At 47.5% G+C, this 25,916-nt stretch carries 19 protein-coding genes; 8 read left to right on the top strand and 11 right to left on the bottom strand.

The features are described 5' to 3' along the window. From QUB30_RS02115 to QUB30_RS02100, 4 genes are all read left to right on the top strand, one after another. Positions 1 to 2,506, top strand: a 2,506-nt coding sequence (locus tag QUB30_RS02115) for a CHAT domain-containing protein (protein ID WP_333328357.1), incomplete at its 5' end; no start/stop codon positions are given. Then, positions 2,503 to 2,958, top strand: coding sequence for a hypothetical protein (locus QUB30_RS02110; RefSeq protein ID WP_333328354.1), 456 nt, complete (start codon positions 2,503 to 2,505; stop codon positions 2,956 to 2,958). The genes QUB30_RS02115 and QUB30_RS02110, both read left to right, overlap by 4 nt. Next, positions 2,951 to 4,330, top strand: a complete 1,380-nt coding sequence (locus tag QUB30_RS02105) for a hypothetical protein (protein WP_333328351.1) — start codon at positions 2,951 to 2,953, stop codon at positions 4,328 to 4,330. The genes QUB30_RS02110 and QUB30_RS02105 overlap by 8 nt, the downstream gene beginning before the upstream one ends. A gap of 104 nt (positions 4,331 to 4,434) precedes the next feature. Further along, a complete protein-coding gene (locus QUB30_RS02100) occupies positions 4,435 to 5,004 on the top strand; it encodes a Uma2 family endonuclease (protein WP_333328348.1) in 570 nt (189 codons plus the stop codon). A 7-nt stretch (positions 5,005 to 5,011) separates the two neighbouring features. On the opposite strand, the gene ruvC is transcribed toward QUB30_RS02100, so the two are convergent. The 6 genes from ruvC to QUB30_RS02070 all read right to left on the bottom strand — a co-directional run bounded on the left by ruvC (position 5,012) and on the right by QUB30_RS02070 (position 10,345). Next, entirely contained in the window at positions 5,012 to 5,545 is a 534-nt protein-coding gene (gene ruvC, locus QUB30_RS02095) for a crossover junction endodeoxyribonuclease RuvC (protein WP_333328345.1), read from the bottom strand. 95 nt (positions 5,546 to 5,640) lie between these two features. Then, positions 5,641 to 6,756, bottom strand: a complete 1,116-nt coding sequence (bchI, locus tag QUB30_RS02090) for a magnesium chelatase ATPase subunit I (RefSeq protein WP_333045226.1) — start codon at positions 6,754 to 6,756, stop codon at positions 5,641 to 5,643. A gap of 126 nt (positions 6,757 to 6,882) precedes the next feature. Further along, positions 6,883 to 7,161 (bottom strand): DUF4926 domain-containing protein, encoded by a 279-nt coding sequence (locus QUB30_RS02085; protein ID WP_333328341.1) that lies wholly within the window; start codon positions 7,159 to 7,161, stop codon positions 6,883 to 6,885. A 10-nt stretch (positions 7,162 to 7,171) separates the two neighbouring features. Further along, positions 7,172 to 7,480 (bottom strand): DUF2442 domain-containing protein, encoded by a 309-nt coding sequence (locus QUB30_RS02080; protein ID WP_333328572.1) that lies wholly within the window; start codon positions 7,478 to 7,480, stop codon positions 7,172 to 7,174. 142 nt (positions 7,481 to 7,622) lie between these two features. Further along, the gene (locus tag QUB30_RS02075; protein ID WP_333328338.1) at positions 7,623 to 7,757 is read right to left on the bottom strand and encodes a DUF4160 domain-containing protein; all 135 of its coding nucleotides are present in this window, start codon (positions 7,755 to 7,757) and stop codon (positions 7,623 to 7,625) included. 65 nt (positions 7,758 to 7,822) lie between these two features. Next, positions 7,823 to 10,345 carry an EAL domain-containing protein gene (locus QUB30_RS02070; RefSeq protein WP_333328335.1) on the bottom strand — a complete coding sequence of 841 codons (2,523 nt, stop codon included), beginning with the start codon at positions 10,343 to 10,345 and terminating at the stop codon, positions 7,823 to 7,825. Positions 10,346 to 10,647: 302 nt separating this feature from the next. Here QUB30_RS02070 and dapB point away from each other — a divergent pair, with 302 nt between their 5' ends. After that, positions 10,648 to 11,475, top strand: a complete 828-nt coding sequence (dapB, locus tag QUB30_RS02065) for a 4-hydroxy-tetrahydrodipicolinate reductase (protein WP_333328332.1) — start codon at positions 10,648 to 10,650, stop codon at positions 11,473 to 11,475. 154 nt (positions 11,476 to 11,629) lie between these two features. Beyond that, complete coding sequence (locus QUB30_RS02060) at positions 11,630 to 12,340, top strand: phosphate ABC transporter permease (RefSeq protein ID WP_333328328.1); 711 nt, start codon at positions 11,630 to 11,632, stop codon at positions 12,338 to 12,340. A 135-nt stretch (positions 12,341 to 12,475) separates the two neighbouring features. On the opposite strand, the gene QUB30_RS02055 is transcribed toward QUB30_RS02060, so the two are convergent. The 5 genes from QUB30_RS02055 to QUB30_RS02035 all read right to left on the bottom strand — a co-directional run bounded on the left by QUB30_RS02055 (position 12,476) and on the right by QUB30_RS02035 (position 22,876). Further along, positions 12,476 to 12,940, bottom strand: coding sequence for a GNAT family N-acetyltransferase (locus QUB30_RS02055; RefSeq protein WP_333328324.1), 465 nt, complete (start codon positions 12,938 to 12,940; stop codon positions 12,476 to 12,478). 289 nt (positions 12,941 to 13,229) lie between these two features. After that, complete coding sequence (locus QUB30_RS02050) at positions 13,230 to 13,853, bottom strand: precorrin-8X methylmutase (RefSeq protein ID WP_333328321.1); 624 nt, start codon at positions 13,851 to 13,853, stop codon at positions 13,230 to 13,232. Between the two features lie 139 nt (positions 13,854 to 13,992). Further along, entirely contained in the window at positions 13,993 to 14,796 is an 804-nt protein-coding gene (locus QUB30_RS02045) for a TPM domain-containing protein (RefSeq protein ID WP_333328318.1), read from the bottom strand. Positions 14,797 to 15,117: 321 nt separating this feature from the next. Continuing rightward, positions 15,118 to 20,595, bottom strand: a complete 5,478-nt coding sequence (locus tag QUB30_RS02040) for a WD40 domain-containing protein (RefSeq protein WP_333328315.1) — start codon at positions 20,593 to 20,595, stop codon at positions 15,118 to 15,120. Positions 20,596 to 21,544: 949 nt separating this feature from the next. Next, positions 21,545 to 22,876: a P-loop NTPase fold protein gene (locus QUB30_RS02035; protein WP_333328312.1), complete on the bottom strand. Its 1,332-nt coding sequence runs from the start codon at positions 22,874 to 22,876 to the stop codon at positions 21,545 to 21,547. A gap of 339 nt (positions 22,877 to 23,215) precedes the next feature. On the opposite strand from QUB30_RS02035, the gene QUB30_RS02030 reads away from it, so the two are divergent. Then, the gene (locus QUB30_RS02030) at positions 23,216 to 24,121 is read left to right on the top strand and encodes an FtsQ-type POTRA domain-containing protein (protein WP_333328309.1); all 906 of its coding nucleotides are present in this window, start codon (positions 23,216 to 23,218) and stop codon (positions 24,119 to 24,121) included. A gap of 378 nt (positions 24,122 to 24,499) precedes the next feature. Next, positions 24,500 to 25,774, top strand: a complete 1,275-nt coding sequence (ftsZ, locus tag QUB30_RS02025; protein WP_172191392.1) for a cell division protein FtsZ — start codon at positions 24,500 to 24,502, stop codon at positions 25,772 to 25,774. The last annotated feature ends 142 nt before the right edge of the window (positions 25,775 to 25,916 follow it).

Raw genomic sequence — 25,916 nt, 5'->3', positions numbered from 1 at the left:
AGAAGAAGCGATAGCCTCCTACGACAAAGCCTTAGAAATCAAACCAGATAAACACGAACCCTGGTACAGTCGGGGCAATGCACTGAGTAATTTAGGAAGATTAGAAGAAGCGATAGCCTCCTACGACAAAGCCTTAGAAATCAAACCAGATAAACACGAACCCTGGTACAGTCGGGGCATTGCACTGAATAAGTTAGGCAGATTAGAAGAAGTGATCGCCTCCTACGACAAAGCCTTAAAAATTAAACCCGATAAACACGAAGCCTGGTACAATCGGGGCATTGCACTGAATAAGTTAGGCAGATTAGAAGAAGCGATAGCCTCCTACGACAAAGCCTTAGAAATCGAACCAGATAAACACGTACCCTGGTACAATCGGGGCAATGCACTGCATGATTTAGGAAAGCTAGAAGTAGCGATAGCCTCCTACGACAAAGCCTTAGAAATTAAACCAGATTATCACGAACCCTGGATTAATCGGAGTATAGCAGTCAGCATCACACCTAGACATAACCAGCCAGTCTATGATATATTACAGGTACAATTCCCTAATTCTCCACCAGTAATAAGAACTCTCTTAACTCACAACCTGAAACAGCGTGGCTATGAAGGAGAAATATTAACATTACAAGCAGGCTTAGAATATTGCCAAAAAAACACCCACACCGAAGGATATGGAGAACTTCATCAAGCACTAGGAAATGCTCACTACGATCGCGGAAAACTTAATTCTCGCAACACCTATTGGAATAAAGCCGCCGCCAGCTACAAAGAAGCACTCAAAACTCTAATACCAGATGCTTTTCTGAAACTGCATCTAGAAGTTTTGCAGGATTTAATCAAAACTTTAGTCAGCCTCAAAAAAACCGAACAAGCCAATAAACTACAGCGAGATGCAACCCATTTATTGCAGCGCTTGCTCAAAGCTAAAAACTATTCGCAACTCACCCAAAAGCAACTCACCGACAAATTAGTTAGGTTTGAACAGTTAACGGTAAATATATTCATCGAGTCGGGGCAATTTGCCCAAGCCTTAGCAACAGCAGAAACCGATAAAAATGTCTGCATATCTTGGCTGCTGGATGCCTTGCCAATTCCCCTTTACCAAACAGAAGAGACAGTCACTCACTCACAAATTCAGCAACTTCTCAATCCCACAACTGCCGCAATTTACTGGCATCTCAGCGACGCATCCCTGACAACATTCATCATTAAATTCGAGGGCTTGTTGTCTCCCGAAAACTGTTTGAGCGATTTTCCCGATCAATTTGAAGAATGGCTGAAAAAGTGGAATCAACAATACACCGATTATCAATCTCAGGAGAAAACAAGCCAACAAAATCATCCTTGGCGTGCGGGAATGGCAAGTAAATTTGCCAGACTCAAGGAAATCCTGAAAATTGATGTCATTGAACAGCAATTAGAGGGGATTACCCACTTAATTCTGATTCCTCACCGGGACTTGCACCGCTTCCCAATTCATGCTTTGTTTGGTGGTGATTTTGTGGTTAGTTATTTGCCTAGCGCGGCAGTTGGGATTAATTTGCAACATCGGTTTACCCCCCCCAACCCCCCCCTTGCTAAGGGGGGGGCTAAAGAGGAAGTTGGGATTAGTTTGCAACATCAATTTACCCCCCCCAACCCCCCCCTTGCTAAGGGGGGGGCTAAAGAGAATACTCCAGTCTCCGCCTCACAAACCGAGACATTGAACACTCCTGTCCCCCCCTTAGCAAGGGGGGCTAGGGGGGTTCTTTCCATCCTCAGCATCGAAAATCCCCACAGCGTAATTACCGATAAAAACGGTCAACAAAAAAGATTCGCCCCTCTCCCCGCCGCCGAAATCGAATCGGAAATTATTTGCCGAATGTTTCCCAACTCTACCCGACTGGGAGAAGACGCAGCCACCCTCGATGAAGTCGAAAGATTATTGCAACAGCCGCACGATGTTTTTCACTTCACCGGCCACGGCAGCTATAATTTTGATAATCCCCTCGAATCGACTTTATACTTAAGCGGCAACCACCGATTAACAGTCAGAGAACTTATCAAACATGACCTCAGCAACTACCAATTAATCTGCCTTCCCGCCTGCGAAACCGCATTGACTGACAAACAAACAATTCTCGCCGAATATGTAGGATTAACTAGCGGTTTTATGCGCGCGGGAGTTGGCTGTGTCGTCAGTACCCTGTGGCCCGTAGAATCGGGTGCGAGTACGTTATTAATGATTTATTTTTACGAACAGTGGGGAGAAGCCCGCCAACCCATGCGCGTTGCTTTAAAAAATGCTCAAAAATGGCTACGAGAAGCCACCCGCGAGGATTTAGCGGCCTGGTATCAAGGGGAAATTGACAATATTTCCGCAAACAGCGCCGAACTTTCTGAAGTTAAATTTATGCTGAACCGATTCTTTAACAGGAATCGCGAAGCGTTGGCTAAAATGGAATTAGACCCACCTTATCAGCATCCCTACTATTGGGCTGCTTTCACTATCACAGGATTATGAACGACACGCAAGACGAGATTTTTAAAGCTTTTATTGTCGCGCTATTGCAACAAACTGAACCGTTACCTGCCGCCGTCCAATCCGAGTGCAATAAAATAGGTGAAAGTTTGACAATTATCGATATCGAAAGACTTGCCGAATTGCATCCCCCTTTGCTGGCTGCTTATAACGAAGCTGATGGTTGGTTAGTGAATCATAGCAACGAACGCAACAAAGGACCTCTGCCGAATGCTGAATTTGAAATAAACAACACTACTAACCAAATTGATAACATCTGTAGCGACATCAGCGATTTGCCAGATTTGCCAGAAATTATCAAGAAAATCGAGGCAAAAGTCCAGCCGCGCGGGTTTGGAGGATTCCTCAGAAAGATTTTGCAAGCTAGGGACTCAGTGAAAGCAAGTCGAGATACAATCTTATTGTCGATCGCAGATGGATTTGTCCATGAGTAAGGAAAATTGGCTAATCTACCCGACTGTCGATTTATTTGTCTACGATTTAGCAGACGGTATCGGGCAAAATGAGGACAAGATTAGCCAAAACCGCCAACAGTTTTGGCAAAAGATTTATGGCGACAAAATCTCTGCCCCGCAGCTAGCAAAACTCAAACAAGCTGAAACTGAAACTGCTGAGTATATCGAGTTACTTGGCGACAAAAAATTAGAAGCATTTGAGTCTCCCCTCGATGGCTACGCTTATCCCGTCAAAATTGGCGATACCTATGCGGCACAATTTGACTTGTCTGGGAAAATAGAAACTGACGGGAACAAGAAATTTGAAGCCAAAGAAATCGACTGTTTAGGATGGCTGCAACAACAAGTAATTTCCCGCGTCAATCCACCGGCTACCATCGGTCAAAGTTGGCTGGTGTGGGGACAGTTGACTGCTGATGACCAAGATGCTTTAATAACAGCTAGAAATTGCTACAACAAACTCAATCTATTCCTGAATGCTAAATGGGATAGAGACTTAAAAGCTGACGGTAAATTTTTAGGTGCTGATTTTTACGAATTGTGGCTACCTCCGGGAGATAGGGGCAATATTGGCGACAATCATCACGTCTTAATTTGCTTGTTTCCTTACAATAATGGGCAAGCTATTGGCGAGATTAGCAAGACTGTCGCTAAACTTTACGTGCATTTAATGCGAGTGTTTGTCTTCCGCAACAAAGTGATTTGGGCTTACACTCAAAGCCGCCAACTTAAGGCTGACTTGAAAGATGCTTCGCGGAATATTCAAGACATTGTTAACAAATTGCCGGAACAGGTGAATGCGCCGAAAGTTGACCTGAAAGAATTGCAGCAAAGTTTAGTTAATTCCTTGACAATTTTCTCGGTTTATGCTAATTATATCAGCAGATTGGAAGAGCAAGAAAATACAATCAAAACTAATCTTAAAAATTATAAGAGACGGCTGGAAACTATCGGTAAGGAAATGGGAAGTGATGCCGAAGCTTTCAAGTTTATGGGAAGTTTCAGCGATTTTGCTGAGGAGAAGTATGTTTGGCAAGTGGCGGCGGATAATCGGAGTTTGACTGCGGGTTTGAGGTTGTTGGAAAATGCGATTCAAACGATTGAGGGGATTATTGAGATTGAGAGGGCTAAGAGCGATCGCACTTTGAATGTTACAATTGGGGTTGTGGGTGCGGGAATTGGCACCAGCGGAGTAGCAGCCAGCGTTTATGCTAGTCAAATTAAAAGTCCGGCCAGCTCCTCAAATCCGATGGATGTAAATGTGGTTTTTGGGTTGAGTATGGGTTTAGGAATTGTAGCAGGTGTTTTGGGTGCGATCGTCCTAATCGCGATCGGCAAAAAATGGCGCTAAAATAGATTAGCGATTTTAAATAAATCCGCGATTGAAATCGCTTCTTGTCAAACGAAGTCCGCCTGCGCGGACTGAATAGAAGAGAAGAGAGGAGAAATAATAAAATGACAACCGTTACTTTAAACTTAGATACTGTCGAACTAACAGACGAACAGTTTTACCGTTTATGCCAGATGAATCGAGATTGGCAATTTGAACGGACTGCTAAAGGAGAAATTATTATTATGTCACCCGTAGGCGGAGTCAGCGGCAATCGAGAAGCCGATTTAATTACAGAGTTGGGCTTGTGGAACCGTCAAACGCAGCTAGGGAGAGTGTTTAGTTCTTCCACAATTTTCCGGTTGCTCAATAATGGCGATCGATCGCCAGACGCAGCTTGGGTTAGCTTAGAAAGATGGTCGGCTTTAACAGAAGAACAACAAGAGAAATTTCCGCCAATCTGTCCTGATTTTGCCATTGAATTACGATCGCCCCCAGACCCGCTGCAGCCGCTTCAGGAGAAAATGCAGGAGTATCTAAACAGTGGTTTACGCTTGGGTTGGTTAATTAATCCTCTAGACGAACAAGTGGAGATTTATCGCCCTTCTCGCGAAGTAGAGATTGTACAATTTCCTGTAAGTTTATCGGGAGAAGATGTCTTGCCCGGATTTGTGCTTAATTTGCCGATGATTTGATATTGTATCAAACTTTTTCTGTTTCCAACTGTATTTTCTTTGGACAAATATCATCATCGTACCACCCAGTCAAAGCCACCGCCAAAGCATCCGCCGCATCGTCGGGTTTCGGAATATAACCCAACTCTAACTCCCGCGCCACGGCCTCTTGCACTTCGGATTTATCCGCATTACCGCGTCCGGTCAAAGCTTGCTTAATTTGAGCCGGCGTAAACTCGAACAGCGGCACTCCACACTGCGCCAATACTAGCGTCAAAACGCCCCGCGCTTGCGCTACAAGTATTGTATTTCCCATCTTGTAAAAGAACAGTTTTTCGGCAATTGCTATCTCAGGTTTAATCTGTTCAATTACCTCGTGCAAATCGTCGTAAATTGTTTTCAAGCGCTGTCCCATTTCCTGTTTTGGGGTTGTTTGTATAACGCCGCAATCAATCAGGGAAACGCTGTTTTTATCTTGTTTGCCCGGTACAATTTGACAGGAAATTGCCCCGTAGCCGAGATTTGCCAAGCCCGGATCTAATCCTAAAATTCGTTTTTCCATTGCCAGAATTAGTAATTGGGAATGGGGAATAAGGTATGAAAATTTGGGAAGGTTTCATCACCACCAATTACCCATTTCCAATTACCAATTACCAATTACCCCTCAGTTGTTTCTAGGCCGAATACCCGATCGAACACTTTAGTCACTTTATACCCCGAATCTATTGATTCTAGCGGGTCTTTCCGCAACCGGTGCCGCAAACACAGAGTCATCACCCGGCGGATATCGTCCACAGTCACCTCTGTGCGGCATTCCAAAGCCGTGAAAGCTTTCGCAGCCCGATTTGTCACCAAATCGCCCCGCAGCCCGTCTACGTCCAATTCAGCGCAGACTTGGGAGATTTTTACCCGCAACTCTCGATCGATAGTTACCGATTTCAACCTTTCCTGAGCTTCCACCAACTTCTGCTGCATATCATCTTGTTCGTGCTGATATTTCGCGAGAAACTCCGGCGGATTTTGGTCAAAACTCGATCGCTGTTCGACAATTTCCACTCTTAAATTCGGGTCTTTTACAGTCCGAATTTCCGCGTGCATCCCGAATCTGTCGAGCAACTGCGGCCGCAATTCTCCTTCTTCTGGATTGCCGGAACCGATGAGAATAAACTTAGCCGGGTGGCGGATCGAAATGCCTTCTCTTTCAACAGTATTCCAACCGCTGGCGGCCGAGTCGAGCAAAACATCGACTAAATGATCGTCGAGCAAATTGACTTCATCAACGTACAGAATGCCGCGGTTCGCTTTAGCTAAAAGCCCTGGTTCAAAAGCTTTAACACCTTCCGACAAAGCTTTCTCGATGTCGATCGTACCGCAAACTCGGTCTTCGGTAGCGCCCAGAGGCAAGTCTACCATTTGGACTTTTTTGCGGGCGATTTTAATGTCAGTTTGAGATAAAGTGCGATCGCGCACCTCATCGCTCATCAAATCTGGATCGCTGGGATGACTGTTAAAAGGATCGTCAGCCACCACCTCAATTTCCGGCAGCAAGTCAGTGAGGGCGCGGATTGTGGTAGATTTACCAGTACCTCGATCGCCCATAATCATCACCCCGCCAATTTTGGGATCGATGACATTCAACAGCAGCGCCAGTTTCATCTCCTCCTGGCCAACAATCGCAGTGAAGGGAAAAACAGCGCGGCGCGCTGGGGTAGCGGTAACGGTTGGTAGAGCGCCCGCATTTAGGGTATTGCTGACTTCGGCAGTAGGACTCACAGGATAACTCAAAATATAATAATTGCTTGTTTATTGTGACATACAAGCGGACAACAGTCGATCTGCTGCCTTGAAATCCAAGTACAGAGTTTGTCTGATTCCTCTCAAAACCCCGCCAAAAACAGACTATTTCTGAGACACAGAACGCGCAAACTCTAAAATTTGTTGCTGACGTTCGTCTGACAAACGTTCAACCATCGCAGCTAATAGCTCAGATACAGACAACCAACGCCTTTCTTTCGACTTCCAAACAACTAAAAACTGCTCGGTAGACAGAGTACACAAAGCTCTCGTTTCGCCAGAGCGATCGCTAAATTTTACCTCGTAATTTCCATCATCGTAACAATCTACAATTGTCCTTCTAACACCCTGGTGCAAATTAGATTCAGGCAATGTTACTAACAATTAGACTACATCAAATAATTCTTGCACGATCGTGCTTTCCTCCGAACGAATTATGAATAAATTCAATGTATTGCTCAATTTCCTCAGCCGCGCAACTGACTCCATTCTGCCAAAGTTCATATTCACTGATATCGATATCTTCATTCCAAACCAGTGCATAACCACCAGGTTCAATTTTAAAATTTCTTAAAAAGCCAGGATTGCTTAACATCGCCAACCTCGGATTTTCTAATAACTTAGAGATGTTATATTTCTTGATTTCAAGATTTGGAAACTTGACCATCAAGGTGTTATCGTCAATAGCTTTAGCAGAAACAATGCGCTCAGATTTTATAAAAAAATCACAGTTATTTTAATGGCGGAAGTTTACTAAACTCTTGACTATTCCACATATCCAGCAGTTCTTTCTGGTACAAGGTAGCCCATTCTATTACCAGCTTTTGAGCCAGATTCGGTAAATCTCATTCAATAATTTCTAAAGATTCAATGCCGATCAAAGCATTATACTCACCGTAAACTGCGTGAAAATGAGGCGGTGGACGATCTCCAAAGAAAATTTTGATAATTATTCCGTAAAATCGTGCGACTTCTGGCATCAAGCTTTTCTAAACTACGATATGAGGATTATTGTATATGAACCAAGAACAAGAATAACCCACAACTACCACTGCGGCTCGGAAGCCATCAAAGCAGTCGCAGCCTGGCTCGGTAACGGCTTAGCAAAAAAATAACCCTGACCGTATTCGCAGCCGATCGACCTTAACTTAGCCAACTGTTGCGCCGTCTCCACACCCTCAGCAATCACATCCATACCCAAAGCGTGAGCCAGCGCCACAATCGTCCGCACGATCGCCACATTCTCCCCCTCGCTTTCGATCTCCATCCGCCCCACAAACGACTTATCAACCTTCAAAGTATCCGTAGGAAACCGACTCAAATAACTCAACGACGAATAACCCGTGCCAAAATCATCAATTCCCAATTTGACATTTAGCGCCTTCATGTGCTTTAAAACCGCGATCGCCGACTCCACATCCTCCATCACCACACTCTCAGTAATCTCCAACTTCAAACTCTCGGGACTCAAACCCGTTGCCCCTAAAATAGCCTGAATGCGCTCCACCAAATCCGGCTGAGCAAACTGCTTCCCAGATAAATTTACACTCATAATTAAAGGTCGATCGAAGTCAAACATTCCCTCCCACAGCCGCAACTGCCGGCAAGCCTCCTCCAGCACCCACTCACCCAGTGGCACAATAGCCCCCGTTTCCTCAGCCACCGGAATAAACTTCATCGGCGGAATCAAACCCCGCAGCGGGTGTTGCCAGCGTACCAAAGCCTCAAACCCAATAATCCTCCCGCTTGCCAAAGATACAAACGGCTGGTAGTGCAGCAAAAACTCCTGACGCTTGAGGGCCATCCGCAAATCCGTCTCCAACTGCAACCTCTCCACCGCCAAATCGTGCATCGAGGCATTAAACACCTGATACCTTCCCGTTCCCAAAGCCTTCGCCCGGTACATCGCCGTGTGGGCGTCCCGCAGCAAGTGTTCCGGCTGTTCCCTGACAGTAGCAGCGGGTTCGCCCCCCAGCGCAATCCCGATGCTGGCCGTCAAAAACACCTCCTGCCCCTTCAACTCAAAAGGCACAATTAAAGCTTGGTGAATGCGATCGGCCAAATCCACCGCACTCCCAACATCAACATTCCTCACCAAAATCGCAAAATCGTCGCCTCCCACCCGCGCCACAGTATCCCCCGATCCAATAATCGCCCTCAACCGCAGCACCACCGCTATCAGCAGTTCATCCCCCACCAAATGACCCAAAGAATCATTAATTACCTTGAATCTGTCTAAATCCAGAAACAGCACCGCAAACAGATAGCTGTGGCGGCCCTTAGTATTGGCGATCGCCCGCCCCAGGCAATCGACGAACAAATCGCGGTTGGGCAAACCCGTTAGAGAATCGTGAAAAGCATCGTAAAGCTTCCTGTAAGCACTGACACCCAAACCAGTCACCACCAAACCCAAAGTCGGCGACACTAACGGTACCCACCCACCCCCAGTAAAAATCCCATAACTAATCCCCAACAGTCCGATCAATCCCGCACCCCCAGCCAATCCGGCCCTCGCAGGATGCTGAATCCGCCAAGCCAAAACCCCGCCAACCATCGCCCAAGCAGCGTTCCACAAAATTTCCGCCCATTCCGGCCACACCCAAAACAGCGATCGCCCATCCAAAACCGCACTCAATATTTGGCTGAGCATTTGCGCGTGCACCAGCACCCCCGGCATTTTCGGACTTTGCTTTTTAACCGGGCTGTAGGGCGTCAAAAACAAATCTCTGGTACTCGGTGCCGTCGTCCCGATCAATACAATCTTGTCCTTAACCCAGCTTGGGTCAATTTCCCCGTTCAATACCTGCCTGATACTGACTTGTCGCGCCACCTCGTTCGCAGACCGATATTTGACCAGAATTTGGTAGCCTTTGGCGTCAATATTTGCATAGCCGCCGCTGTCAGAAGTTAATGGCACAAATTCTGCCTTTCCCCAGTTGATTTGGTGGGGATGAACAGGGCTATTTTTCTGCTGTACTCTGTCTTTGAGATACAGCAATGCCACTTGCAAAGAAAACGAGACAGCAGTCTTCTTTTCAGGTTGCGAGACTGAGAGCAAATTGCGGCGTACAACGCCATCAGGATCGAGCACGAAGTCGTTAAAACCGACCCGATCGGGCGGTATCCCCGGGGGCGCAGGCACTCCCGGACTTTCTGAATCGCTCAATTGGTTGATCGCCACAACATTCGGTGCTTTCAGCCCGGCCAGCAATTCTTGGTGTCCTGGCGCTTGGGGCAAATCCCGGTACAAATCCAAACCGATGACTTTTGGTTGGTACTTTTGCAGTTTTGTCAAGGTTTGAGCGATCGTCTTGTCGGAAATTGGAAATCTCCCCAGAGCTTGAATATCGGCCTCAGAAATTGCCACTACCAGCAACCGCGCATCGGGGCCGGAATCTGGCTGCAAGCGCACTAACGAGTCAAAACTCCCCAATTCCCAGCTTTGCAGGCCTCCCAACTGCCGAACTCCCATATTCAGCAGCGTTAAAGTCGCGCCCGCAAGCATTGCAGGCAAAATCCTGAGCCGTCGGTTTTGAGAACTCAGGTCGAAGCCAGTTGCGACAGACATTACAGATCGAAGATTTCGAGAGAATTTGGCAGTCACAGAAAAAATATGTCGGTGCAAATTAGCTTTGCACAAGTCTGTTCTTACAGAATTGGGCTTAATATGAGATTGAATATAATTTTTTCATTCCTTGTGCCGCAACCGAGTTTCTTTAAGCTAATAACTCGATTTGGCAAAGTATTTCTCGGAGGGGAACCGGGTTTCTGAAGATTGGCCGACAAATCCTGTCTTTCATTCCTTGTTTCCCCAAATTCCCACAAGCGTTAAAATTTAGTCGATCGAACTTTCAGGATATTTTTGAGATTATGGCGAATCAACTTCCGATTCCGGTGATTGTTAACGGTGCCGCAGGCAAAATGGGTCGCGAAGTAATTAAGGCGATCGCCAATGCTAGTGACATGACCTTATTTGGGGCTGTAGACCGCTCTCCTGAGTTCCTCAACGCCGATGCGGGGGAATTAGCCGGATGCGGCCCGTTAGAAGTTCCCGTCACTGACGACTTGCAAGGGATGCTGGTATTAGCATCTCAGGAAAAGCAGTTAGGCGTGATGGTAGATTTTACGCACCCTTCGTCTGTTTATGAAAACGTGCGATCGGCCATAGCTTATGGCATTCGCCCGGTAGTCGGCACTACCGGCTTGAGCAGCGAGCAAATTCAAGACTTAGCTGAATTTGCTGACAAAGCCAGCATCGGCTGTTTGATCGTACCCAATTTCTCGATCGGCATGGTTTTACTCCAACAGGCTGCTGTCACCGCTTCTCAGTATTTTGAACACGTAGAAATTATCGAACTGCACCACAATCAAAAAGCCGACGCCCCCAGCGGCACGGCTATTCAAACTGCTCAAATGCTAGCAGAAATGGGAAAAACATTCAATCAGCCAGAAGTTGAGGAAACCGAAAAATTAGCCGGAGCTCGAGGTTCAGCGGCGGATGAAGGGATTCGCATTCATAGCATCCGCTTGCCCGGTTTAATTGCCCACCAAGAGGTAATTTTTGGCGGGCAAGGTCAAGTTTATACTTTACGACATGATACCAGCGATCGCGCTTGTTATATGCCAGGAGTCTTGCTATCTATACGCAAAGTCCTTGAACTGCGATCTCTTGTTTACGGCCTGGAAAAAATTTTGTAGTCATCAGTCATCAGTCATTAGTTATCTGTCATTAGTTATCGGCCATTGGTAATAGGAACTAATCTGACTTCTCACTTCTGACTTCTCACTTCTGACTTCTCACTTCAACATCCATCCGTTAAATCCCGTACAATGCTTCGTTGCCGAACTTCTTATGCTAATTCCCTTAACGCGCGAAACCTTTCAAGAGCTAATTCCCGCCGTCGCCACGGGAGCGCAATACAAATATATCTGGGGAAAACCGCCCGATTTTTTGAGGCGAATGTTAATCTCAGCGGTAACAGTAGTTTTCCTGCTGATAGTCTATAACTTCGCCGGTTCAGATGTCGCGCCGCTAGTTTTAATCACCGGATTGATCGCCGGTTTGTACTGGCTGTGGGGGCCGATTTTGTGGGCCAGTTTGCGGAATGCAGAATGCCGCAAATATCAATACTGCGGTTTTTGGCAAGGGCGAGTTTTGGATGTTTACATCACAGATGAAGTCACAAGTCAAGAAGAAACTGTCAATAAAAAAGGACAACTCGTAATTGTAGACAACTTAGAACCGCGAATTAATTTAGAAGTCGGCGACAAAACCGGATTTACTACTACACTTCGAGCTCCCTTGCGGAAAGATCACCAAGGAATTGTCCCCGGCCAAGCTGCTTTAATGTTAATTATGTCAAATCAAGAAGATTTAGGCAGAATTGCCAAAGTTTCAGATATTTATATTCCCAGCCGTGACGTGTGGGTGAGCGACTATCCTTATTTACGCAGGGATTTGTTTGTAGAAATGAGCCAGCAAATTAAAAAAGGTAGGAAAAAAGACCGCGATCGCACTAATCAAAGCAGAGATGTAAAAAGGCGATCGCCCGCTGATTATTAATATGGATAGTAGCGACAAATTTAAGAGCGATCGCAAGTTAAACCCGAGCAAAAACTTAATTTCTGGAGATGTCTAATAATAGTTAAGCGTCATTGCGAGATTTTCAAGAAATACACCAATTTCGAGAAGCCCAGCCTAGAGCTTTTTCGTCATAAACACGCTATTCGGGTCATCAATGTATTCAGCGAATGGGCCTCGGTACTTGAACCCATACCGTATATACAAGGCTCGTGCCGGGGCGAACTCAGGCAAAGCCCCTGTTTCCAAATTCAGGCAATCGTAAGCACGCCGTTCCGCTTCTTTGATGATGTGTTCAAGAATCTTCCCGGCGATACCTTTACGGCGGTGAGCCTTGGCGGTACGCATTGATTTGACTTCACCACTTCTTGAATCTAGTTCTTTCAGTGCTCCGCATCCGAGTAATTCATCACCCTCCCAAGCCGCCCAAAAAGTAATATCGGGCGAGCGCAATGCTTCTAAATCAAGAGCATGAATGCTTTCAGGTGGTGTAATCTCATTCATATTTTCGAGATGTTCGCACAGAAAGTCAGCTATCTTTCTACCTCTGAGGTCATCTTCGCGAATTTGGAATCGACTCATTTCCTTAATTTGCTAGAGAATTCTACTCTCTCAAGACTTACGCACTCCGACAAAGAAACCGTGTTTTTTACCGAATCTGTGGCTGCAACCTGCGTATTTTCGTAAAAAAAACAGGTTTCTGGACTCTCATGCGTCTAGGACTATCTATGATGGTTCACAGAATCCCAAATTATAAAAAGTAACTTAATTTGTTCACAACATTCCGAAAAAACCGATTGTGACAGTAGAGGGTGCCGAAAGCGGGCTCTAAAATCTAAAATCCCATGACTCATGACAATTAACTTCTCGATCAACTGTTCCCCTCTTGGCCGTAAGCTTGCCAAGCCAAATCCACCAGCCCGTTAACAATAGCCACAGCCACCACCGCAGAGCCCTTGCGGCCCTCAATCCGAATGTGAGGAATCATCGAATCGTGCAGTCGCGACTTAGCCACGTCAACCCCCACAAACCCAGAAGGAGTCCCAATCACTAAAGCCGGTCGAATTTCCTCAGCTTCAATCAAATCCACGATCGCCGACAAAGCAGTTTGAGCCTGGCCCACGACAAAAATCCCCTCAGGATAGCGTCTTGCCAAAGTTTCAATCCCCCAAGCAGCCCGCGTCCTTTCCTTTTGAGGGCGCGTCAAAGCCTCCATCGAACAGTAAACCGGATTCGCAAAGGTACTTTGGATCAGGGGCGTAATGCCCACCTGCACCATCGGCACATCTACCACGATCGTAGTCCGAGCAGCCAAAGCAGCGGCCCCGGCTTGCAAAGCCTGATCGGAAAAACTAATTAAAGACTTGTACTCAAAATCAGCAGTCGCATAAATCACGCGGCGGACTATTTCGTACTCCGCCGCTGAAAAACCGTGGTCGCCAATTTCGTTATCGATTAATCCCAGACTCTGGGCATCGCTTACGTGCCATTCCATTTGTTGGATAGCTGTCGCCTCTGAGTTGTCAGGTATCAGCTTACCAGCTTTTAGTCATTCGTTGACTGTTGACTCTTCGACTTCGCTCAGGGCATCGCTGTTGACTGTTGACTGTTGACTGCCAACTGACAAGTGACAACTAAGTTTCCGACGAAGAAGATTTGCCCAACACCGGAGTTAGGAATGCCACCAAAGCTCCGATCGCAAAACCGGACACATTCCGAACCACTGGCAACCAGTCAGAAGTCCGAGTCACCACCGGCCCAAGTCCGAAAGCGAAAAACAGAATGCCCCACAGCGGCGAAAAAATCAGCGCCCACTGCCAAGCCACAACCTGTCCCGGCTTCCGAGGCTGAGCCGCAAACCCGCAGATGACGCCGCCAACTACCGACGTAATTAACGTCAGAATCCACTGTTCCCTCGGCAAACCGGGAACCACGCGGCACCCGCCCTGACGCAAACAGCCTTCGATCGACTCCAAAGATTCAATAATCGCTCGATCTTCGCCATTGTCCCGGACAAAAAATTGATTACCGTAGCGGGTTTGCAGTTCCACCCAAAAAGTGCGGGGCAGCAGCGGATACAGCGAGTCGCCCACATTAAAATTGAGCAAATTGCCCCCTCGGGGGTCAGCAACTAGCAACACACTCTTGTTATCTAGCCCCCAATAACTTTTGACAGCCAAACCGGGCGTGCGATCGTACTGAGTCAGCACTCGCAGTTTCCAGCCGGTTTCGGCTTCAAAGGCCTTTAAATTTTTTGCCAAACCCTCTTCTTCAATATCCGTGAGGGCTTTAGCTAAGTCAATGATCGGCGTCTGAGTTGACGGCAACAAATCGGGATTATTGAAAGCGTGAGCCGCAGGTGCGATCGTCCACACCGACAAAGCCAGAAAAAATGCGGCAGCAAAGGCTAGAAATTTTCGCGGGAAAAGCTGTGACATAGGAACTTATAATCCGGGTCTTAATTGTGAATGCGAGGTGGCGGTCTTAACCAGAGGATAAGAGAAAACTCATATTTCTTTACAATTATTTACTTTACAGGAAGCCGAGAGCAAGGGGAAGGGGGAAAGAGTTTTTGAGAAAGGGGGAGGGGGGGGAGGAGGAGAGGAAGAGGTGCAAGGGCGGAGAAATTAACGATCGAGCTCCTCAAGGGGCCCAGAAACATCGAAAATCGAAAATCGACTCAATCCCCCAATCGAAAATCGAAAATCGAAAATCGAAAATCGACTCAATCCCCCAATCTAAAATCTAAAATCTAAAATCTAAAATCGATTTGGTTTTGCCGCCACCCCGTCGCAGAGACGCCGATCGCGATCGCTCACATTAGGATTAGTTCTCAGATAATCCCCCACCCAGTCGCAGCCCCTCACCAGCAAATCGTCAAGATCCAAATTCCACAAAATCACCCGATTATCCCGGCCGGCAGAAGCCAGAACCTTCCCATCCGGGCTAAAACTTACGCTCATCACGCTATCCTTGTGACCCGTCAAAGTTTTCAGCAAAGTCCCGCTGCGGCTCCACAGCTTCACCTTATGATCGTAACTGCCCGAAGCAACCAACAAACCGTCCGGGCTAAAACTCACGCTAGTCACGCTGTCGCTAGAACCTTTAAGCAGCGTCGCAACCAAAGTCCCGTCCACCTTCCACAGCTTCACCGAATTGTCGTAACCCGCCGAAGCCAGCATTTTGCCGTCAGGGCTAAAAGCAACCCCCAACACAAAACTGTTGTGAGCCCCTTCCAAAGTCCTCAGCAAACGACCGTCCCGATTCCAGAGTTTGACAGTACCGTCATCGCTTGCAGAAGCAAGCATTTCTCCGTCGGGACTGAAAGTCACCCCAGTCACCCAGCCTGTGTGTCCCGTCAAAGTTTTAATCAACCTGCCGTTTCTCGTCCAGAGTTTAACAGTCTTGTCCTTGCTCGCCGAAGCGAGAATCTCGCTGTCGGGGCTAAAGCTCACGCTCATCACGCTGTCGGCGTGGCCGTCGAGAGTGAACTGCACAGAAGGCGAACAGGGGAATAGCGGAGCCGAAGGACAAGGCAGAATATTACTCATGCCCTCTTCTTTCAAACTCCAGACTTTCACCGTTTTGTCGTAACTCCCAGAAGCAAGTAGCTGGCCGTCGGGGCTGAAACTGACGCTGGCGACTCTCTGAGTGTGTCCTTCCAAGGTTTCCAGCAAAACTCCCGTGCGGCTCCAGAGTTTGATAGTTTTGTCCGTAGAAGCAGAAGCGAGCTTTTGGCCGTCGGGGCTGAAAGTAACGCTTTGCACCCGGTTTTGGTGTCCGTCGAGGGTTTTGAGCGGCACGTCATCGAGCCGCCACAGCCTGAGTGTTTTGTCAAAACTTGCCGAAGCCAGAGTTTTGCCGTCCGGGCTAAAACTCACCTGAGTAACTCTATCGGCGTGTCCCTCAAAAGTTCTCAGCAAGCGGCTCTCCGGTTTAATGTTGCTAGCATCGGTTGGGCGTTTGTCGCCCACACCAGCCAGACTCCAGAGTTTGACCGTCCCGTCTGCACCTCCTGAAGCAAGTGTTTGACCGTCGGGGGAGAAACTGACACCAAATACCCACTTGCTGTGTCCCCGCAAAGTTGCTAGCAGTTCACCTTTATGTGCTGGTGTCGAATTTTCTCTGGCTGGGTATTTTAGTGCGGCGATGCTCCAGATTTTCACAGTTGTGTCTTCACCGGCACTGGCGATCTTTTCACCGTCGGGCGAGAAACTGACGGTATAAACTTTCGAGGGTTTTCTGTTTTGGCTGTGCCAAAAATTAGCGATTAACCTGCCGTCAGAACTCCACAGTTTCACAGTACCGTCATCGCTCGCCACAGCGACTATTTTGCCGTCGCGACTGAAGCTGAGCCAATTTACGGGAGCTAGTTGTTCGATCGTTTGCAGCAGCGTGCCGTCGGTTTTCCAAAGTTTGATCGTTTTGTCTCTAGATGCACTGGCGATCGTTTGGCCGTCGGGGCTGAACGCAACGCTGGTAACGCTGTTAGTGTGGCCTTTTAAAGTTGCTAGTAAAGTACCGTCAGTTTGCCAAATATTAATAGTTTTATCTAAACTTGCCGAGGCGATGGTTTTGTTATCGGGACTGAACGCGACGCAAGCGACGCTGTTAGTGTGACCTTGAAAAGTTGCCAGCAAACTGCCGTCGCGCCGCCAAAGTTTGACTGTTTTATCTACGCTCGAAGAAGCTATTGTTTGACCGTCAGGACTGAAACTGAGACCCCAAACTACGTCGCCGTGTCCCTCCAAGCGGTTGCGTTCTTTGACGCCATAAACTGCCTGCTGGAGGGCAGCAGAAATCAGAATTTCGGTGTCTTTGAGAGTGTGCATTTCTTGAGAGTGTTCGATTTGTCTCCACTGTCTCCCCGCTCTCAAACTTTCCATCATGGCATCAAATTTGTTGTTTGAGAAATAAAGGGCTTCTGAAGCTGCTGTGAGGGTACTAATTTCTGCTCGCTGAGTTTGAGCGACAGCTAGCTGTTTTTGACCCACGGCCCGCCACCAAAAGTTTACGGCGGCGATGGTGGAACTGGTGAGCAGCAGTACGCCGATCACTGCTAATCCCAGCAGTTGTTTGAGAAAAGTATTGGCTCGGTAGAGCTGTGCTTGACTCATGTTTTTGTCGGCTTCTGCTTTGTGCAGTCTGGCTTCTAAACCGAATCTTTGGCGGATCGGCCGCACTAAATAGTCGTGTACCAATTGATAGCGGTCTTCTGGGGCTTCCCGCAGCAGAAATAGCAAACCGTGACCGACTAAAATGTCTAAAATTAAGTCGAGGTTGTCGGTTTTCTTTTGTCGGCTTTCTGGGTCTTTTGCGAACTGTCGCTGTAGGGAAATTCTGTTTCTGCCGATCGCCGATAATTCTTTTTCGCCCGCATCTGCTGGCTGTTGGCCTATCACTAATGAGAGTTCGTGTTTGGTCTTAATCAGTCGAACGCCTCTTTCATCTGTCAGGGAAAACAAGATTTTCCAAGCTGCGTCTTCGTTAACCAGGCCGCAGTCAGAAATGACTCCTTCGAGCGATCGCTTCACTAATTCCGCTTTGGGATTGTCCCCCAATTGCTGGTATTGTGCTAAACTGGTGATACCTTCTTCTTGTAGTTGCGCTCCCACTACCTGCAATTCGATCGGTCGCACTTCTTGCAGTTCGTCTGCTAAATCTTCTACGAAGGCATCGATCAGTGCCGGCTCTAAATAAAATTCCGCCCGTTCCGTTAAGTGTCCGATGACAGCCCGCGCATCTTTGATAGAAAAACTGCGGAGTTGGTAGCGGATACTTTTGTCGAGAATATTATTGTTAATAGCGTCAAGATTTGGGAAGCGATCGCAATCCAGTAAATAGTGTAAATAATCTTCGCGCAAGCACAGAATTACTTTGACATAAGGCAGGTTCAAAAACAAGCGCAAAAAATTATAAAAAAGTTGTCTTTGTGCCATTGATGTCGAAACAAAGAAAAACTCTTCAAATTGATCGAATATCAGAACAGTCAACAAATTATTTGTGGCGTTATCGCGCAACTTATCTATAATAAAAGAAGAAATTTCCGAGCTACACTGTGGGATAACCGAGCAACTTTTTTTGTGGAGTTCCTGTACTCCTTTGGAGATTAATTTCCTTTCCTCTTCGGCTTGTTTGTCGTACAGTGCGCCGTTCAAAGCATTTTCTAACTCCACGAGCCAGTCGGTGTAAACCTTGACTACTACGGGCAATGTATCGCGCGCGCCCGGAGTAATATTTTTCAAAGCAGGTACTAAACCCGCATTGACTAGAGAACTTTTTCCGACACCGCTGGGCCCGTGAATAATAGTTAATTTATGGTCGTCCCTGCTAATTCTTTCTAGCAAGCTATTGATATCTTTTTGACGCGAGTAAGCTGTCATGGACGCTGCGATGGCGGCTTGATTTTGAGCTGAGGGACCCGAAGGATTGACGGCTTGTCGCTGCTGTTGCAATTGGCTGGCTCCGATAAAAGCTCTAAATCCGTATTGATATTCGATCGAACGTTGGGTTTTTTTAATCCGAAAAGCTTTGAGATACTCTCCCTGCTCGAAATAAACCGCTTGCAGTTCCGTCAAAATATCGATGTAAAGTCGGGGGTCGTACTTCGGCTCGCTTTGAGCTTGAGCCAACTCCAATGAATGAACCGCCGCTTCCCACTGGTCTAGCTGCCGCAAACTTCGGGCTAGCAGTAAAAGATACGAACTTCTGTCGGATTTGGGATGTTGGATTTTAGATTTTGGATCGTTACTTGACTCGTTAGTGTCCACAATTTCTGGATAATTTCCCTCAAACCCCAATCTCAAATCTTCAATCAGCAATCTCAAATCGTTAGGCGTTTGATCCAAAATCGCCAAAGCTAACTCGGCTAGCTGGCGGGCTTGACTCCACCTCGACTGTTGCAGGGCAACTTCAGCCAAAAAGCCGTAATCTTGAGCTAGTTGGCTGGGAGTACCGTAAGTGAAGTGCAACTGCAAAGAATTTTCAGCTAATGCTTGCAACTCTCCCCAAGCTTTCAAGCGCTGCAGCACCTCTCCGAGGTGTGCTGTCACCTCAGCTACCAATTCGGGGCGCGAGGCAAGGGAGAAAGCGTTTCTAGATTGTTCGAGGCTAATCCAAGCTTGTTCCCAGTGCTGGCGGTTGGCTACCGGATTTCTGGCTGCTTGCAACCGGTGACACAGGGCTATGTGAAACAGCACTATGCCTTCTCTCTCTACAAATAGGATGTTGGGAACAGGATTCGACAAGGAGGAAGAGAGAGTTTTTCCGTTTTCGGAATCTTCCCAGTTTGCGAGTTCCCAGTTGCCGGTTTGCTGCTGCCAAAATGCTAAGCTTTCTTGGTAGTGAATTAAGGCAGTTTCGGTTTGGTCGCTGACATAGTAATCTCGACCGAGAACGAATTGCAGGCTGGCTTTGAGGGCGGGTTCTAATTCTTGACCGCGATTTTGTAAATCTCTTAAAGCTAATTCTAGTTCTCGGCGCGGCAAAGAGCCGATCGCCAGATCGAGAGTATTGCCCGGACTCAAAGGCGAATAGGAGCGGACATCTGATTGTCGTCCGTTTTGGGGTTGAGAGTTAAAGGTGAGAAAGCGTTCTCTGGGGCTGATTTCGCGCTCCAGGGCGCGTTTTTCCCAGTCGGTTGTGCAGGTAGCAAAACTTGTTCGGGTGCCGGCGGTGCTGCTACGGAGTTCTTGATTTAGTTCGCCTACTTTAAATATAGTATCGGCGCGCCCAGCGAGGAAATTAATTAATTCGTCAACGGCCATTTCAAATTTAATTGTGGCGGCGGCCCAACTTTTGAAATCCGGGGCCAAACGAATCATTTTGGTCACGATGTCATCTGTTACCCACAAAATCACCGGGCAGGAAAAATTTTTGCGAAATTCGTCTCGCACTTGATTGGTAGAGGCCATCAGTTCGTCGATCTCTACTACTGTTTCTAAACCGAATACCATCAAAGCCGAGGCGGAACCCGAGGGCGAATACCCGCTCTGGATCGTGTTTGCTAGTAGGGTAGTGTAGAGCGTTTTGACTCCTGCTGGCAGGACTATATCTTGTATTTGAACTGGGCAAATTTCTCGCAGCCGTTGCGCTATTTGCTGTCGCAATTGCTCGTAGTTGCAGCGCACCAAAATTAGCGAAAATTGCTGTTGAGACATTGCGATCGCTCTTACTAGAGTTTTGAGTGCTCGCTCGTTGTAGCTGGCAGTTTCTTGTACCTTAATTAGATCGGTCATGCGTGCACCCCTTTTGCAGAAATCAATTACTTAACGCTCGCCGATCGCGACTGAAATCGTATCTACTTAGAGATACCCGTCTCTATCGGGCGCTTTATATCAGTATAACTACGTAGTTCTCCGTACTTCTTTTATCAATACTTACACAGTCATTATACTCAATGTAAAGATATCATACCTCTCAATATCAGAGAATGCTAGACTTGACAATAAAATTTTAAGCCCGCCTAATATATTTTTTAGTCAGCTACAGATAAATGGCTGCAGACCATCAATAGCCGACAACTAAATTTATGGCTAATACCGACGACTAGCTATTAGTAAACAACTCCGATATATCTGTAGCAGGGATTTAGCAAAACAGCCAAAAAAATTGTTCTCGGGGATGGAATTAGTTGAGGCTAAGAGCAACAGGTAAAAACAGACATAGGGGGTCGGGCATTGCAGATATGAGAGTTGAGATTGGGGAAAGTCCTTGGTGGTGGCAAATTTTTAGGGGGCAATCAGTAGACGTAAAAAGACCCTTCGGCTCCCTTCCATTCGGATCTGCTCCCTGAGCGTAGCCGAAGGGATCGGGGCAAGTCGCGATCGGGTAAAAAGAAGGAAGAACCAATCGACCGCATGGGTTTGAGGAATTAAGAACGTCCCAACCCTCGGGCGTTGTTGCCATAACATTCGCGGCGTGCAGTCGGGAGCCTACAGAAATCAGCCAGCGGCAAAAACCGCTGACTGCGTGCTGTATTCGATTGTAAGAGTTCGGAGTTTTGACCCGTGAATCAGAAGTTATGCCCTTTTCGATTTTCGATTAAAGAATTGAGAATGACTAATGAAGTTCGTGGTTTGGAACTCGCCTACAGTTGCATTACTTTTGGGAAATGGTATTAAAGAGTTTCTAATTCACTCGCCGTGAAAAGCTTGGGGAGTCGCTCAGCAATCTCAAAAATCCCAACTATTTTTGGTCGCTGCGCTGCTGCCACTCCTGATATTTTCTGGTTTCTGCTAGGGCTGGATTGATACCAAACCAGCGACCTTCTCGATCGCGGTATTCAAAGACAAACATACTTCGCAACAAGATTTGAGACTCTTCTTCGCCGGTTACACTTTGTCGGTTGACGACTTGAAACAGCAGTTCCCATTCCATGTCATTGATGGCTGCCAAAAGGTCATCGCGGTATTCTTGAATGACGCTTTCGAGACATTCGCTAGAGAACGGCGGGTCTTCGTGCTGCAAACAGCTATACAAAAGCATCAGTAGATTGCGAACGTGACCGCCGCTAATCCGGCAGAGCCTGTCTAAAGTTTCGGGAGAGTCAAAAACCTTGGAAATCAAATCTATGCGTTGAGGGGGAGCAACTGTGGGAAAAGCTCTAGCTAATACTAGCTGCCGCAGCAGTGCCATTCCTTCGAGGTGGTCGTCACCCGATCGCATTTGCACCGGTACCATCGGCATCACCTTGGGTTTGACTCCAAATCGACTGGCGAGGCGGCCGAAGTCGTTGGAAAAAATCAAAGTCAGGGGAATCGTGTAGACGACGTGGCAATTGAGTTTTTTCAACTGTTCGCCGCGGTCTAAAAACAAGTATTCTGGCTGGGTGCGTCCGCTGGGCTTGAGGGAGGCATCTAGGCGATCGAGGTTGTCAACGATAACTGCGAGTCCTTTTTTGCCTTGCTGCTTAAGTTCAGCGTTAGCTTTGTTGAGGAGTTCTTCGTTGATCGACTGCAAAATGCTGTTGGTGCGGGGTTCGAGATATTGCCTGAGTTGCGATCGCAGTTTGGGAGAGTCTTTAGTTTTAGCAGTAACTCTAGCAATGCCTACAGATAACTCGGCTTCCGCTGACAAATCTATGGGAGTCTGCAAAAATTCTGCTACTTCTGCAAACAGATTGGTAAAATAGCTCGGTCTGAGTTTGATTTTAGCCGATTCCATAGTTTCGCTGACTTGGCGGGCAATGCTCAGCAAAATATCGCTGATATCTACATCCCCCATGTCTAAGTCTTGGGAAGACTCGAAGTAGACGACGCAAAAACCCTCTTGCTCTAACTCAGCTTTCAGTCGAAACAATTCCGTGGATTTGCCGCACCCGATATGGCCTGTAAATAGCTGACAGGTTGGCTCGTCAGGGGAGATACGGGTAATGGTTCGCTGTAAAGATTCAATGATTTTCCCGCCGCGCACGGAACCAAAATCAATGTAGTATTGATAATCTCCTGGGTCTCCCGCAACAAGGGTCTTGCTCGGGTTGCAGGCTTTATAGAATCTGTCTAATTCGAGTGCGATCACAATTGAAGCCGAATAAAAGTTAAAAAAGTTAATCGAAAGTCTAAACTTTCTTTAGTTGAGTTTAGTTTGATTTGTAACCTTTTGCCCTGTGGGGTAATGCCCTAAATACCCAAGCAACCTTGATCTGGTAAGGGGTTGTCCCGGCGCTGGAATTGGGAATTTTTAATTAATATTTTTTTTATTACTTAGCGGGATCAGTGATATTACTGATATTGGCAGGAGACTGGGTAAATTTGCGGGGATCTGGTTAAATGGTAGGGGAAAACAGGGCTCAAGAGACAAAGATTAAACAGTTTTGAATTTGTGCTAATCCTTAATTACTATATTGTCAAGACGTAGATGGCTAGTTTTGGAGCGGTTTCTCAAACAGAGTTAGGGCGCAGGCGCCAAAAGTTGCGGCAGCAGAGGCGCGCTCGATTGGCGGCTGTTGTGTGGCAAATGCTGGCAGCGAGCGCAATGGCTGGAGGTTTGCTGTGGTGGATTGCTCAGCCGGCTTGGTTGATTGCCCGATCGGAACAAGTGAAGGTGGAGGGCAATCAGTGGCTGTCGGACAAGGCGGTGCGGTCTTTGGTGCCGCTGTCTTACCCGCAGTCATTGTGGGGGATTCAACCGCAGGCGCTGGCCGAAAAGCTGGAGTCAACTGGGCCCATAGCCAAAGCGAAGGTGACTCGTAACTTGTTTCCGCCGAGTTTGACTGTAGAAGTGGCAGAACGCCTGCCGGTGGCGGTGGCGCAGCCGACGGCGGTGTTGAGATCCAACAGCGACAAGGAAAAAGTGGGCTGGCTGGACGCTCGCGGAGGTTGGATGCCGTCGGATAGCTATACTGCTGCTGTGCGATCGCAGAATAGTTCGATCGGGCCAGGCAGCAGTCAGGGAACGCAGCCTCAGCTTTCTTTGCCAACTTTAAAAGTCATCGGGCCCTTGGAACAGTATCGCGCCTCTTGGCCGAAGTTTTACCAAGGACTCAGCGGCTTGACGGTGAAAGTGTTTGAGATTAATTGGCAAGACTCCAACAACTTGATCTTGAAAACAGAGATCGGTACCGTACACTTGGGGCCGTACAGTTCCAGGACTGCGGAGCAACTTAAGGTTTTAGACCGAATGCGACAATTGCCAAAACAGCTAGATTCAAGCAAAATAGCCTACATTGACTTGAAAAATCCTGCTGCGCCGATCGTCCATTTGCCAGAACTCCCCCCCAGTTTGGAGAGTTCCACTCCCGCACCCACTCGCGCCCAGAATTGATCCTCTGTCAACAGAAGGTAGAAGGGCTCGATCGGACGGCAGAATTTTTCGCCATCAGGATCGATACGCAGGGATGGAAATAAGGAGAGTTTTTTGATACCCCTCCACATCGGGAAAAAACAATCAGATTTTTCTTTCCATACCGATGCGGGAAGGGCAAGTATCCCTTTTTTTTCCAGATGCGTTGCCTACGAGTGCCTTGATGGGGTCAAGCGCGTTGATGGGGTATGAGCGAGGTATGGGCGATCGGCGATTTGCAAAATCCGAGATTGCTAACATTGAGCCTCGACAAGTGTTAGTTTTTCACGCAACTTAGCCTATAGTTGATTGTGAATTGGCGTTTAGTTAACAAGCTGTAATCTACTATCCCCGACTCTAATGAAGCTTAATAATAGACAGGGGTCTGACCAAGACAGTCCCCCTTCGGAAGAAGTAAAAAATTTTCCGGTGGCTGCAGATTCCGCCAATCCCTTTAGACGCAAGTCTGGTTATGTAAATGTAGATAGTATTGATATCGATCCTATGGTCAATCCCAAAGACATAATGCCCAGCAGTGCCGCCAAAATCAAAGTAATTGGCGTCGGCGGCGGTGGGGGCAACGCCGTTAACCGGATGATTGCTAGCGAGGTTTCTGGTGTCGAGTTTTGGTGCGTGAATACAGATTCCCAAGCTCTGGTTCTCTCAAATGCTCCGAAACGCTTGCAAGTCGGACAGAAGTTGACGCGCGGTTTGGGCGCGGGGGGCAATCCGGCGATCGGCCAAAAGGCTGCGGAGGAATCTCGCGACGAGGTTGCTAATGCTCTGAATCATGCGGATTTGGTGTTTATCACGGCCGGCATGGGCGGGGGTACGGGCACGGGCGCGGCTCCGATCGTGGCTGAGGTGGCTAAGGAAATGGGCGCTTTGACTGTAGGCATAGTGACGCGGCCTTTCACGTTTGAGGGACGGCGGCGCACCAGCCAAGCTGAGGAAGGGATTGCGGCTTTGCAAACCCGGGTGGATACGCTGATCGTAATTCCTAACGACAAGCTGCTGTCTGTGATTTCGGAACAAATGCCGGTACAAGAGGCTTTTCGAGTTGCTGACGATATCCTGCGCCAAGGGGTTCAGGGTATTTCTGACATTATTACTATTCCCGGTTTGGTGAATGTTGACTTTGCTGACGTGCGGGCAGTAATGGCGGATGCGGGTTCGGCTTTGATGGGCATCGGCGTGGGTTCTGGCAAGTCGCGGGCTAGGGAGGCTGCCATGCAGGCTATTTCTTCGCCTCTGCTGGAAGCATCGTCTATTGAGGGCGCTAGAGGTGTGGTGTTTAACATCACTGGCGGTACTGACATGACGCTGCACGAGGTGAATGCAGCGGCTGAGACGATTTACGAGGTTGTCGATCCGAATGCCAATATTATTTTTGGAGCGGTGATTGACGAGCGGCTTCAGGGCGAAATTAAGATTACTGTGATCGCTACTGGTTTTTCGGGGGAAGTTCCGTCGCCTCCGACTCCGGGGCGGACGCAAAATGTTAATGCTCCTTGGCGGGCTGCAACTGTGCCGGCAACTCCTGCTCAACAGACGCCCGATCCGAAAACGAAACCGCCGCAGGATTTGGGATTGGATATTCCTGAGTTTTTGCGCAACCGTCGCCCGCCAAGATGATTTTAGATTTTAGATTTTAGATTTTAGATTGGGGATTTTGGGATTTTAGATTGGGGATTTTGGATTTTAGATTGGGGATTTGGCATTGAATCTCCAATCTCCCATCTAAAAAATCTAAAAAATCGAGCATCTCAAATCAAAA

Source organism: Microcoleus sp. BROC3 (assembly GCF_036702515.1).
Taxonomy (GTDB): domain Bacteria; phylum Cyanobacteriota; class Cyanobacteriia; order Cyanobacteriales; family Microcoleaceae; genus Microcoleus.
Note: the sequence above shows the minus strand (reverse complement) of the source record. Positions and strands in the feature narration are given on the sequence as shown.